At 71.6% G+C, this 12051-nt stretch carries 12 protein-coding genes and 1 rRNA gene; 5 read left to right on the top strand and 8 right to left on the bottom strand.

Going from position 1 to position 12051, the window contains the following annotated elements:
* Window positions 1-131 precede the first annotated feature (131 nt).
* The 3 genes from rrf (at window position 132) to AC1DW8_RS20365 (ending at window position 1957) form a co-directional block, all read left to right on the top strand.
* Window positions 132-248: ribosomal RNA gene (gene rrf / locus AC1DW8_RS20375) — 5S ribosomal RNA — on the top strand.
* A 159-nt stretch (window positions 249-407) separates the two neighbouring features.
* On the top strand, window positions 408-803 hold the full coding sequence (locus AC1DW8_RS20370) for a cupin domain-containing protein (protein ID WP_056773071.1): 396 nt from the start codon (window positions 408-410) through the stop codon (window positions 801-803).
* Window positions 800-1957, top strand: coding sequence for an adenosine deaminase (locus AC1DW8_RS20365; protein ID WP_478095676.1), 1158 nt, complete (start codon window positions 800-802; stop codon window positions 1955-1957). Before AC1DW8_RS20370 ends, AC1DW8_RS20365 begins: the two co-directional genes overlap by 4 nt.
* Window positions 1958-2053: 96 nt before the next feature.
* Here the strand turns inward: AC1DW8_RS20365 and AC1DW8_RS20360 are convergent, their stop codons facing one another.
* Genes AC1DW8_RS20360 through deoC form a run of 5 tightly spaced genes read right to left on the bottom strand, consistent with a single transcriptional unit; the run spans window position 2054 to window position 6898 of the window.
* Window positions 2054-2749: an aspartate/glutamate racemase family protein gene (locus AC1DW8_RS20360; RefSeq protein ID WP_478095675.1), complete on the bottom strand. Its 696-nt coding sequence runs from the start codon at window positions 2747-2749 to the stop codon at window positions 2054-2056.
* Window positions 2746-3462, bottom strand: coding sequence for a uridine kinase family protein (locus AC1DW8_RS20355; protein WP_478095674.1), 717 nt, complete (start codon window positions 3460-3462; stop codon window positions 2746-2748). The genes AC1DW8_RS20360 and AC1DW8_RS20355 overlap by 4 nt, the downstream gene beginning before the upstream one ends.
* Window positions 3463-3494: 32 nt before the next feature.
* Window positions 3495-4382, bottom strand: a complete 888-nt coding sequence (locus AC1DW8_RS20350) for an aldehyde dehydrogenase family protein (protein ID WP_478095673.1) — start codon at window positions 4380-4382, stop codon at window positions 3495-3497.
* Window positions 4379-5851 carry an aldehyde dehydrogenase family protein gene (locus AC1DW8_RS20345; RefSeq protein ID WP_056773080.1) on the bottom strand — a complete coding sequence of 491 codons (1473 nt, stop codon included), beginning with the start codon at window positions 5849-5851 and terminating at the stop codon, window positions 4379-4381. Before AC1DW8_RS20345 ends, AC1DW8_RS20350 begins: the two co-directional genes overlap by 4 nt.
* A 60-nt stretch (window positions 5852-5911) precedes the next feature.
* The gene (deoC, locus tag AC1DW8_RS20340) at window positions 5912-6898 is read right to left on the bottom strand and encodes a deoxyribose-phosphate aldolase (protein WP_478095672.1); all 987 of its coding nucleotides are present in this window, start codon (window positions 6896-6898) and stop codon (window positions 5912-5914) included.
* 55 nt (window positions 6899-6953) lie between these two features.
* Here deoC and AC1DW8_RS20335 point away from each other — a divergent pair, with 55 nt between their 5' ends.
* Window positions 6954-7607 carry a PH domain-containing protein gene (locus AC1DW8_RS20335; protein ID WP_056773083.1) on the top strand — a complete coding sequence of 218 codons (654 nt, stop codon included), beginning with the start codon at window positions 6954-6956 and terminating at the stop codon, window positions 7605-7607.
* A gap of 89 nt (window positions 7608-7696) precedes the next feature.
* Here the strand turns inward: AC1DW8_RS20335 and AC1DW8_RS20330 are convergent, their stop codons facing one another.
* The gene (locus AC1DW8_RS20330; protein ID WP_056773086.1) at window positions 7697-9382 is read right to left on the bottom strand and encodes a phospho-sugar mutase; all 1686 of its coding nucleotides are present in this window, start codon (window positions 9380-9382) and stop codon (window positions 7697-7699) included.
* The gene (locus AC1DW8_RS20325) at window positions 9382-10215 is read right to left on the bottom strand and encodes a purine-nucleoside phosphorylase (protein WP_478095671.1); all 834 of its coding nucleotides are present in this window, start codon (window positions 10213-10215) and stop codon (window positions 9382-9384) included. Before AC1DW8_RS20325 ends, AC1DW8_RS20330 begins: the two co-directional genes overlap by 1 nt.
* A gap of 101 nt (window positions 10216-10316) precedes the next feature.
* Between AC1DW8_RS20325 and AC1DW8_RS20320 the strand changes: the two genes are divergently transcribed.
* Window positions 10317-11720 (top strand): NAD(P)H-quinone dehydrogenase, encoded by a 1404-nt coding sequence (locus AC1DW8_RS20320; RefSeq protein WP_056773093.1) that lies wholly within the window; start codon window positions 10317-10319, stop codon window positions 11718-11720.
* Window positions 11721-11821: 101 nt separating this feature from the next.
* Here the strand turns inward: AC1DW8_RS20320 and AC1DW8_RS20315 are convergent, their stop codons facing one another.
* Window positions 11822-12043 (bottom strand): hypothetical protein, encoded by a 222-nt coding sequence (locus AC1DW8_RS20315; protein WP_478095670.1) that lies wholly within the window; start codon window positions 12041-12043, stop codon window positions 11822-11824.
* Between the last annotated feature and the right edge of the window lie 8 nt (window positions 12044-12051).

Raw genomic sequence — 12051 nt, 5'->3', positions numbered from 1 at the left:
GCACAGCAATGTGTGGAGCTGACCGGTACTAATAAGCCGATAACTTGACTTACAAAGATGCTACGCGTCCACTGTGCGGTTCCCGAGATACAAACGGGAACACCACCCACTGATTGATATCTCCATAGAGTTTCGGCTGTCATAGCGAAGGGGAAACGCCCGGCTCCATTCCGAACCCGGAAGCTAAGCCCTTCAGCGCCGATGGTACTGCACTGGTGACGGTGTGGGAGAGTAGGACGCAGCCGGACAACCATTCACGACAACCCCGCCAACACCGTTGGCGGGGTTGTCGCATTTCCATGCCCTTTGACGGTGTGGCTCTGCCGTTCCGACACCGGTCCGATCCCCGTCGGGCCGCTCACCGCCAGGGGATGGGGCGTCCGAGTCGGAGGTACTAGGGTTGGTCCGTGCCTGAACTCATCCCCTCCCCGACCCGCATCCCCGTTCCCGGTGGCAAGGTCATCGACGAGCACATCGGTGCCGTCAACACTCCTGACGCCCGTCTGCAGGGCTCGGTCTCGGTCGCTCGCATGGTGGCGCCGGCCGGATGGTCCGAGCCCTTCCAGGCCCCCGAGTTCGACGAGATCACGCTCGTTCTCGCCGGCACGGTGCTCATCGACCACGACGGCGGCACGCTCGAGGTGGGCGCGGGCCAGTCGGTGATCACGCGTGGCGGTGAGCGCATCCGCTACTCGTGCGGTCCCGAGGGCGCGGAGTACGTCGCCGTCTGCCTGCCGGCCTTCAGCCCGGACTCGGTCCATCGCGAGGAGGACGCCGACACGGCGGCCGGGGACGCGTCGTGAGCTCGGACGACGTGCTGCTCGCTCCCAAGGTCCTGCTCCACGATCATCTCGACGGCGGCCTGCGCCCCCAGTCGATCATCGAGCTGGCCGCGGACGTCGGCTACGACGCCCTGCCCGAGACCGAGGCGGCCGCCCTCGGCACGTGGTTCCGTGAGAGCGCCGACTCCGGATCGCTCCCGCGCTACCTCGAGACCTTCGACCACACCCTGGCCGTCATGCAGACGCGCGAGGGTCTGTTCAGGGTCGCGAGCGAGTGCGCCCAGGACCTGGCTTCCGACGGCGTGGCCTACGCCGAGAGCCGCTATGCGCCGGAGCAGCACCTGACCCGGGGGCTGACGCTCGAGGGAGTCGTCGAGGCCGTCAACGCCGGTCTGCGCGACGGAGAGGCCAAGGCGGCGGCCGCCGGTCACCCGATCCGGGTCACCTCGCTGCTCACGGCGATGCGCCACGCGGCGAAGTCGACCGAGATCGCGGAGCTCGCGATCCGCTACCGCGACGAGGGCGTGTCCGGCTTCGACATCGCCGGCGCAGAGGCCGGCTATCCGCCCACCCGTCACCTCGACGCGTTCGAGTACCTCCGCCGCGAGAACTTCCACTTCACGATCCACGCCGGGGAGGCTTTCGGTCTGCCGTCGATCTGGGAGGCGATCCAGTGGTGCGGCGCGGACCGTCTCGGTCACGGTGTCCGCATCGTCGACGACATCACCATCGACGGCGCACCCTTCGCGCAGTGGGTCGAGGGGAACAAGGACGAGGCCGACGCGCTGACGTCGCTCGAGCTGGACCGCGTGCGTCTGGGGCGCCTGTCGGCCTACGTGCGCGACAAGCGCATCCCCCTCGAGATGTGCCCGAGCAGCAACCTGCAGACCTCCGCGGCGCCGTCGATCGCGCTGCACCCGATCACGCTGCTGCGTCGCCTGCGCTTCCGCGTCACGCTCAACACCGACAACCGGCTCATGAGCGACACGTCGATGAGCAAGGAGGCGGCCCTGCTGCGCGACGAGGCCGGCTGGACCCTCGAGGACCTGCGTTGGGTGACGATCAACGCCATGAAGTCGGCCTTCATCCCCTTCGACGAGCGTCTGGCACTCATCGACGACGTCATCAAGCCAGGCTACGCAGCCCTCGGCTACCAGGCCCCGCCCATCGCCTGAGAGCGTCTGTACCTCGCCCGGTCCGAGGTGACCGTGACGCCCGCTGGGGGCGCGCGATCACCTCGAACCGGCCGTGTGGCGTAAGGGACAGAGAGGTCAGTCGTCCGCGAGCGCGGCGTCGACGGCGGCCTCGACGTGCAGGCGCGTCGTCGGGAAGACCGGCACGTCCGCGTCGGACTGGTCGACGAGCAGCTCGATCTCGGTGCAGCCGAGGATGACACCCTCGGCGCCGGCAGCGACGAGCCGCGCGATGACGTCGCGGTAGGCCTGCCGGGACTCCTCGGTCACGACGCCAAGGCACAGCTCCTCGTAGATGATGCGGTGGACCACCGCGCGGTCGCCGCCGTCGGGCACGAGCACGGTGAGCCCGTGACCAGCGAGACGGTCGCGCAGGAAGTCCTGCTCCATCGTGTAGGACGTGGCGAGCAGACCGACTCGTGCGAGGCCCGCAGCGCGCACCGCCCGCGCCGTCACGTCGCCGATGTGCAGCAGGGGGATCGAGACGGCAGCCTCGATGGCGGGAGCCACCTTGTGCATGGTGTTGGTGCACAGCACGAGCAGCTCGGCCCCGCCGGCCTCCAGTCCCGCGGCCGCCGTCGCGAGCAGCGCGCCGGCCTCGTCCCAGCGGTCCTCCGCCTGGAGCCGCTCGACCTCGGCGAAGTCGACGGAGTGCAGGAGCAGTCGCGCCGAGGCCAGACCGCCGACCCGCTCACGGACCATCTCGTTGGCGAGGCGGTAGTACTCCGCGCTCGACTCCCAGCTCATGCCTCCGAGCAGACCGACGAGCCTCACGTCGAGGCACCGAGTCCGAGGAGGGTGCCGAGCTCGGACTCCGCCTGTCGGGGATGCAGGCAGCGGGCGCCGTCTGCGCGTGCCTGTGCGACGACCCGGGGCTCGTCGCGCCACAGGGCGAGCCCACGCCGCACGAGGATGTGCGGCGGCTTGCGACGCTCTGAGAGGTCACGCACGAAGCGGCGCAGGGCCGTCAGGCTGCGGTTCTGGCGCACGCACAGGGCATCGGCGAGCAGTCCCTCCCGGCGCAGCGGCTCGACGAGACGTCCCGCGAAGAGCCCCTCGGCGAGGACGAAGTCGGTGGGGCGGGCCTCCACGACGTGCCGACCCGTCACCGCAGAGGCGCCGATGTCGTAGACGGGCACCTCGACGCGGCCGTCGTCGACCAGCGTCCGCAGCGCCTCGACCGCGGCCTGGGCGTCCCACGAGTCGGCGTGGTCCCAGTCGGGGATGCCCAAGGGGGAGCGGGGCAGCTGCGGGTCGCTGGCCTCGCGGTAGAAGTCGTCGAGCCGCACGACCGGCCACCCGTGGGTGGTGCTGAGGCGTGCCGAGAGCCGGCTCTTGCCGGCTCCGCTCGGTCCGGTCAGGAGGATGACGCGGCGGCGGTCACGGCCGGTCCCGCCGGTCGCCGGCGCACCGGCGGGGTCGGCGCCGGTCCGACCCGCGGGCTGCTCGCCCGCGGTGTCGCCCGAGCGGTGGTCGACCGACGCCACCTCGCCCTCCTCCACCAGGTCCAGGGACCGGGTCAGAGACCCTTGGGGTGCCAGACGGTCTTCGTCTCGACGAAGGCCCGGATGCGACCGAGACCGGGGTCGGCGTTCCAGTCGGGCTCGACGGGAGCGCCGTCGGCCAGAGCCGGTCGGTAGACGCGCTTGAGGTTGCCGGCGGCCTCCGCCTCGAGCGCGGCCCAGTCGACGCCCTGGGCGCCGGCGACACCGGTGAGGTCGATGGCGTTGACGTCGCGGTGCGCCGCGAGCCACGTGGCGACCTCGGCGGTCTGTGCCGTGACGATGTTGACGACGCCACCGGGCACGTCGGACGTCGCGAGCACCTCGCTGAAGGTCACCGCCGGCAGCGGACGAGCGGCCGACGACACGACGACGGCCGTGTTGCCCGACGCGATGACCGGGGCCACGACGGACACGAGCCCGAGCAGCGAGGAGGCTTGCGGCGCAAGCACGCCCACGACACCCGTCGGCTCGGGAGCCGACACGTTGAAGAACGGTCCGGCGACCGGGTTGAGGTTGCCGAGCACCTGGGCGATCTTGTCGGTCCATCCGGAGTACCAGACAACACGGTCGATCGCGGCGTCGACGACGGCACCCGCCGCGCGAGCCGTCAGGCCCTCGCTCGCGGCGACCTCCTCGACGAACTGGGCGCGGCGACCCTCGAGCACCTCGGCGACGCGGTAGAGCACCTGCCCGCGGTTGTAGGCGGTGGCACCAGACCAGCCGGGCAGGGCGGCACGCGCGGCGACGACCGCGTCGCGGACGTCCTTGCGCGAGCCCATGGCCGCGTTGGCGAGGAACTCGCCCGAGGCAGAGACGACCTCGTAGGAGCGCCCGGACTCGCTGCGCGGGAACTTGCCCCCGATGTAGAGCTTGTAGGTCTTGCGCACGTCGAGGCGGCTCATCGGGCGGCTCCCGTCAGGGTCGAAGGGGCGGTGGTGACATAGGCCTCGAGGCCGTGGCGACCGCCCTCGCGGCCGTAGCCCGACTCCTTGTAGCCGCCGAACGGCGAGCTGGGGTCGAAGCGGTTGAAGGTGTTGGCCCAGACGACGCCGGCCTTGAGCTGGTCAGCCATCCAGAGGATGCGCGAGCCCTTCTCGGTCCAGACACCGGCGGAGAGGCCGTAGGCGGAGTTGTTGGCCTTCGCGACCGCCTCCTGGGGCGTGCGGAAGGTCAGAACGGTCAGGACCGGGCCGAAGATCTCCTCGGTCGCGACGCGGTGCGTCTGCGAGACGCCGGTCAGCAGCGTGGGCGGGTACCAGAAGCCCTTGGTGGGCAACGTGCATGCCGGGCTCCAGCGTTCGGCACCCTCGGCGACCCCCGCGTCGACGAGCATCGTGATGCGGTCGAGCTGCTCGCGCGAGTTGATCGCGCCGAGGTCGCTGTTCTTGTCGAGGGGGTCGCCGACGCGCAGCGTCTGCAGGCGCCGCTTGAGCTTGGCGATGACCTGGTCGTGGATGTTCTCCTGGACGAGCAGGCGCGAGCCGGCGCAGCAGACCTGGCCCTGGTTGAAGAAGATGCCACCGACGATGCCCTCGACGGCCTGCTCGATGGGCGCGTCGTCGAAGATGATGTTGGCGGCCTTGCCACCGAGCTCGAGGGTGGCCTTCTTGGCGGTCCCGGCGATCGACCGGGCGATGATCTTGCCGACCTCGGTCGAGCCGGTGAAGGCGATCTTGTCGACGTCAGGGTGCTCGACGAGCGCCTGACCGGTGCGGCCGTCACCCGTGACGATGTTGACGACTCCGGCGGGCAGGTCGGCCTGCTGGCACACCTCGGCGAAGAGCAGCGCACTGAGCGGAGTGGTCTCGGCGGGCTTGAGCACCACCGTGTTGCCGGTGGCCAGCGCCGGCGCCACCTTCCACGCGAGCATGAGCAGCGGGAAGTTCCACGGGACGATCTGTGCGACGACACCGTGCGCGCGGGCCGGCGCGTCCCCCGGAGCACCCAGCCCGGCATACTCCAGCTTGTCGGCCCAGCCTGCGTGGTAGAAGAAGTGCGCGGCGGCGGTCGGCACGTCGAAGTCGCGGGTCTCCTTGATCGGCTTGCCGTTGTCGAGCGATTCGAGGACGGCGAACTCGCGGGCGCGCTCCTGCAGGATGCGGGCGATGCGGAAGAGGTACTTGCCGCGCTCGGCGCCGCTCATCCGGCCCCAGACGCCCTCGTAGGCGCGGCGGGCCGCGGCGACGGCCTTGTCGACGTCCTTGGGGCCGGCCTGGCTCACCTCGGCGAGGACCGTCTCGTCGGCGGGGTTGACGGTGGGGAAGGTCGCCTTGGGACGCGTGAACGCACCGTCGATGAAGAGACCGTAGGACTTCTCGATCGTGACGATGGCGCGCGACTCCGGCGCTGGGGCGTACTCGAACTTCGGCATCAGGGTGTCTTTCGTGGGCGCTGTCGTGTGAGGCGCGGTCGGTCAGTCAGGCAGTCACAGTCAGTCGATCGTCACGTAGTCGGCGCCGGAGTAGGCACCCGTGGCGAGCTTCTGACGCTGGAGGATGAGGTCGTTGAGCAGGCTCGAGGCACCGAAGCGGAACCACTCGGGCGAGAGCCAGTCGTCGCCGGCGATCTCGCTGACCATGACGAGGTACTTGATGGCGTCCTTGGTCGTCTTGATGCCACCGGCCGGCTTGACGCCGACCCGGCTGCCGGTGAGGTCGCGCCAGTCGCGCACGGCCTCGAGCATGATGAGCGTGACGGGCAGGGTGGCGGCGGGCTGCACCTTGCCCGTGGAGGTCTTGATGAAGTCACCGCCCGCGAGCATCGAGAGGTACGAGGCGCGGCGGACGTTGTCGTAGGTGACGAGCTCGCCGGTCTCCATGATGACCTTGAGGTGCGCCGTGCCGCAGGCCTGCTTGACCTCGGTGATCTGGTTGAAGACGGTGAGGTAGTCACCCGAGAGGAACGCGCCGCGGTCGATGACCATGTCGATCTCGTCGGCGCCGGCATCGACGGCGTCGCGGGTGTCGGCCAGCTTGACCGGCATGCTGGCGCGACCGGACGGGAAGGCCGTTGCCACCGCGGCGACGTGGATGCCGCTGTCGCCGAGCGCGGCCTTCGCGGTCGCGACCATGTCGCCGTAGACGCAGATGGCGGCGGGACGCGGCGTCGTGGGGTCGAGCGGGTCGGGCACGAGGGCCTTGGCGCACAGGGACCGGACCTTGCCGACCGTGTCGGAGCCCTCGAGGGTGGTCAGGTCGATCATCCCGATGGCGGTGTCGATCGCCCAGGCCTTGCTCGTCGTCTTGATCGAGCGGGTGCCGAGGGACGCGGCCCGCGCCTCGCAGCCGACCTGGTCGACTCCGGGCAGGCCGTGCAGCCAGGAGGTGAGGGCATGGTTCGTCAGGCGCGACACCCCGAGGACGTCCCGCGCCTGCGCGGTGAGGTCCTGCGCGGTGCGCGTCGTGGTGCTAACTGTCACCACGGGAGTCTATCCACCTATCGAGACGGCCCGTGACGCGTGAGAGAGTCTGTCCGTGAGCCCCGACGTGTCCCCGCTGCCCTCCGACTCACCCGCCGAGGAGCATCCCGAGCGCGTCGCCCTGCGCGATGCCCGCACGCTCCGGCCCGGCTCGTCGGTCACCGTCGGCGTCATCGGCGCAGCGGCCGGCGTCGCCCTGCTCGTCCCCGGAGTGCTGACCGAGCCGCGCAGCTGGACGCTCATCTCGACCGTGGTGCTCGCACTCGTGCTCCTGTGGCTCTTCGTCGTGCGCCCCTGCGTCGTCATCCACGCCGAGGGGATCCGACTCGTCAACCCGCTGCGGGTCGTCGACGTCACGTGGCCGGCCATCAGCGAGGTCAGGTCACGCTGGGCGCTCGAGGTCGTCGCGGACGGCCGCCGCTACACCGCGTGGGGGGTGCCGGCCGACCCCGGTCGTCCGAGGTACGGCCGCGGCATGCTGACCGTGGGCGCCAACAAGGTGCGGGGCAAGGGGACCACCGAGGAGCCGGCGAAGTCGAAGGTCGAGGCGCAGGCCGTCGCGGCCGAGGTCGAGGCCCGGATGAGCGCCGACCGCAAGCGCAAGGACGGTCGGACGCCACGCATCGCGCACCAGGTCTGGGACCCGGCGTCCGTCGGCCTGCTCCTCGTCGGCCTCGCGTTCTTCGTCATCGGCACGTTCGTCGTCTGACGGGGCCCGCTCTGACGGGGCCCGCTCCGACGGGCCAGGGTGACCCGGCCCCACGCGTACGCCGTCGATGGCGTACGCGTGGAGCGGCGTCACAGGGACGTGAGGCGTTCCAGGTCGGCCCGGACCCGGGCGAGGCGCGTCTCGGCGACCGCACGGGACTCCCCGAGCGACGCCGGACCGGCCACCGGCTCGATGACCTCGAGGTAGACCTTCACCTTGGGCTCGGTGCCGCTCGGGCGGACGATGACCCGCGAGCGGTCGGCGAGGTGGTAGCGCAGTCCCTCGGTCGGCGGCAGCCCACCGTCGCCCTCCGCGAGGTCGTCGACGCGGGCGACGTCGACGCCGGCCACGGTGGTGGGTGGCTCGGCGCGCAGGCGGCCCATGAGGGTGTCGGTCTGGGCGAGGTCCGAGACGCGCACCGCAAACGAGTCGGTCGCGTGGACGCCGTGCTCGATCGCGAGGTCGTCGAGCAGGTCGATGAGGGTGCGACCCTGCGCCTTGAGGCCGGCCGCGAGCTCGGCGAGCAGGAGGGCGGCGCTGACGCCGTCCTTGTCGCGGACGAGCTGCGGGGCGACGCAGTAGCCGAGCGCCTCCTCGTAGCCGTAGCGCAGCCGGTCGACGCGGGAGATCCACTTGAAGCCGGTCAGCGTCTCCTCGTGGGCGAGCCCGGCCGCCTTGGCGATCGACGCGAGCAGGCGCGAGGACACGATGGAGTTGGCGAAGACGTCGCGGCGCGAGACACCTCGCTGCACGATGTGCGCGCCGAGCAGTGCCCCCACCTCGTCGCCGCGCAGCATCCGCCAGTCGCCGAGCGCCGGGTCGAGCACGGCGGCGGCGCAGCGGTCGGCATCGGGGTCGTTGGCGATGACGAGGTCGCAGCCGACGGCGCGCGCACGGGCGAGCGCGAGGTCGATCGCACCCTTCTCCTCGGGGTTCGGGAAGGCGACGGTCGGGAAGTCCGGGTCCGGCACGGCCTGCTCGTCGACGACGACCGGGGCCGCGAAGCCCGCCTGGACGAAGGCCGTGTGCACCGTGCCGTGGCCGACGCCGTGCAGGCTCGTGTGGACGATGCGCAGGTCGCGCGGTGAGTGCGGGTCGACGACGCTGACGACGGCGTCGACGTAGTCCTCGAGGAGGTTGTCGCCCAGCGTCTCCCAGCCCTCAGACACGCGGGGCACGTCGGCCACCCGTTCGACGCGCCCGATGTGGGCGGCGATCTGGGCGTCGGCCGGCGGCACGATCTGGCTGCCATCGCCGAGGTAGACCTTGTAGCCGTTGTCCTGAGGCGGGTTGTGGCTCGCCGTCACCATGACGCCGGCATCGGCGCCGAGGTGGCGGATCGCGAACGCGAGGACCGGCGTCGGAAGGGGCTGGGGCAGCAGCAGCGCCCGACCGCCGGCCGCGACGACGACCGCGGCCGTGTCGCGGGCGAAGACGTCGGAGTTGTAGCGCGCGTCGAAGCCGACGACGACGGTCGGCGCCTCGCCGGCGCGCCCCTCGTCCTTGAGGTAGGCCGTGAGGCCGGCTGCCGCGCGGATGACGACGCTGCGGTTCATCCGGTTGGGGCCGGCGCCGAGGGCCCCGCGCAGGCCCGCGGTCCCGAACTCGAGCAGGCCCGCCATGCGGTCGGCGAGGTCGGCGGCGGCCTCCGCGTCTCCCGCGGCGGCCCGCCCGAGGACGGCATCGAGCTCGTCACGCGTCGTCGGGTCGGGGTCGTCGTCGCGCCACGCGCGCGCCGCGGCATACAACGTCTCGGTCGTGTCGACGGTCGTCATCAGAGACGCCCCACGACTGCTGCGAGCAGACGGCCGCACCGTTCGGCGGCGGCCTGGCCGGCCTCGAGCACCTCCGCGTGGCTCAGCGGCTGGTCCGAGATGCCCGCGGCGAGGTTGGTGACGAGCGAGATGCCGAGGACGTCGAGCCCGGCCTGACGCGCGGCGATCGCCTCGAGGCTCGTCGACATGCCGACGAGGTCGCCGCCGATGACCTTGGCCATCTGCACCTCGGCCGGGGTCTCGTAGTGGGGGCCCCGGAACTGGACGTAGACGCCCTCGTCGAGGTCGGGGTCGACCTCGCGGGCGAGGTCGCGCAGCCGCGGGGTGTAGAGGTCGGTGAGGTCGACGAAGTTCGCACCCTCGATGGGGGAGTGCGCGGTGAGGTTGATGTGGTCGCGGATGAGGACCGGGGTGCCGGGCGCCCAGGCCGGGTTGAGGCCGCCGCACCCGTTGGTCAGGACGACCGTCGAGCAGCCCGCGGCCTTCGCGGTGCGCACACCGTGGACGACCGCCCGCACGCCGCGTCCCTCGTAGAAGTGGGTGCGGGTGCCGAAGACGAGGGCCCGGCGGCCGGTGTCGCCGATCGCGACCGAGCGCATGCTGCCGGAGTGGCCGGCGACGGCGGCCTTGTGGAAGCCGGGGACGTCGGCGTTGTCGACGGTCGCGAGCGTCTCACCGATGAGGTCGGCGGTCTGGCCCCAGCCCGAGCCGAGCACGAGCGCGACGTCGTGGTGGTCGACGCCGGTGCGCTCGGCGATGACGGCGGCGGCGTCGGCGGCGACGTCGAAGGGGTCGGTGGAGGGGTCGCTGAGATCGCGGTGGGAACTGGTCACGCTCAGGACTCTAGCGAGGTCGTCGCGGCGCAGGAACCGCTCCCCGGGCGGCGGCTCGGGGGCCGGCCGGGCCTCGGCGCGGGGGATGGTTGGATGGTCCCGTGATCACGCGCGAGACATCCGTTGTCATCATCGGCGGCGGCCCCGGCGGCTACGAGGCGGCCCTCGTCGCGGCCCAGCTCGGGGCGCGGGTCACGATCGTCGAGAAGGACGGCCTCGGCGGCGCGGCGGTCCTCACGGACTGCGTGCCGAGCAAGGCCCTCATCGCGACCGCCGACTACATGTCCGACTTCGAGACGGCCTCGCGCCTCGGCGTGCGTCTGCAGGACGACGACGGTGACGAGGTGTCCGACGCCGTCGCCCAGGCGCACACCGTCAACGACCGGATCCTCGAGCTCGCGGCCGCCCAGAGCGCCGACATCCAGGGCAGCCTCGAGCAGGTCGGTGTCACAGTCCTGCGCGGTACCGCCCGGCTCGCCGGTCGCGAGCGCGTCGTCGCCGAGCTCGCCGACGGCACGACGCGGGAGCTCACCGCCCACGTCGTCCTCGTCGCCACGGGCGCGGCGCCCCGCGTCATGGACACGATGCGGCCCGACGGCGAGCGCATCCTCACCTGGCAGCAGATCTACTCCCTCGAGGAGCTGCCCGAGCGCATCATCGTCATCGGCTCCGGTGTCACCGGCGCCGAGCTCGCCCAGGCCTACCTCGGCCTCGGCTCCCAGGTCGTCCTCGTCTCCTCCCGTGACCGGGTGCTGCCCGGCGAGGACGCCGACGCCGCCACCGTCATCGAGGACGTCTTCCGCAAGCGCGGCATGGAGGTCCTCAACAAGTCGCGTGCGGCCTCGGTCGAGCGCACCGCCGACGGCGTCGTCGTGACCCTCGTCGACGGCCGCACGGTCGAGGGCTCGCACGCGCTGCTCGCCGTCGGGTCCGTGCCCAACACTGCGGGTCTCGGCCTCGAGGAGGCCGGCGTCGAGCTCAGCCCCTCCGGACACGTCCAGGTCGACCGCGTCTCGCGCACCAGTGCCGGCGGCGTCTACGCGGCGGGCGACTGCACCGGGGTGCTGCCCCTCGCGTCGGTCGCGGCCATGCAGGGCCGCATCGCCATGTGGCACGCGCTCGGCGACGCCGTGTCGCCGCTCAACGTCCGGGGGGTCGCCGCCAACATCTTCACCGAGCCCGAGATCGCGACGGTCGGCATCAGCCAGAACGCCGCCGACGAGTCACCCGAGGTCGAGTCGGTCACCCTGCCGCTCGCCCGCAACCCGCGCGCCAAGATGCAGGGCATCAGCGACGGCTTCGTCAAGCTCTTCTGCCGCAAGGGCTACGGCACGGTGCTCGGCGGCGTCGTCGTCGCGCCGAAGGCCTCAGAGCTGATCTACCCCGTGGCGCTGGCCGTGCAGAACCGGCTCAGCGTCGACCAGGTGTCGAGCACCATCACGGTCTATCCCTCGCTCTCCGGCTCGATCGCCGAGGCGGCGCGCCAGCTGCACCAGTCCGACTGACACCCGCGCGGGACGACGCGGGACGATGCCGGACGAGGCGGGGCGACGCGCAGGCCAGCGTCGCCGCGGGACTCGGGCGGACGGCATACGCCGTCGGTGGCTCAGTGCTGCTCGTCGCCCGGCGCCGGCCGGTCTGCCGGACCGCGCTCGAGGTTTGCGCGCCGGTCCTCCTCGGCCCACCGCTCGCGTCGGCGGCGCGAGACCACCTGGCGCAGCTTCTTCTGGAGCGGGTAGAGGATCGCCGCCACGACGATGAGGATGACGAGGTTCGCCACGGAGAAGACGGGCTGCTCGGCCGTGGCAGTGGTGAGGGTCGCAAACACATGTGCAG

Source organism: Terrabacter sp. P2_E3 (genome assembly GCF_056403915.1).
The sequence above is the reverse complement of the archived record's forward strand: the minus strand, read 5'-3'. Positions and strand labels throughout refer to the sequence as shown.

Excerpts from the sequence above, each read along its gene's own strand:
- AC1DW8_RS20330 (WP_056773086.1), bottom strand. The coding sequence starts at position 9,382 with ATGACGACCGTCGACACGACCGAGACGTTGTATGCCGCGGCGCGCGCG.
- AC1DW8_RS20350 (WP_478095673.1), bottom strand. The coding sequence starts at position 4,382 with ATGAGCCGCCTCGACGTGCGCAAGACCTACAAGCTCTACATCGGGGGC.
- AC1DW8_RS20345 (WP_056773080.1), bottom strand. The coding sequence starts at position 5,851 with ATGCCGAAGTTCGAGTACGCCCCAGCGCCGGAGTCGCGCGCCATCGTC.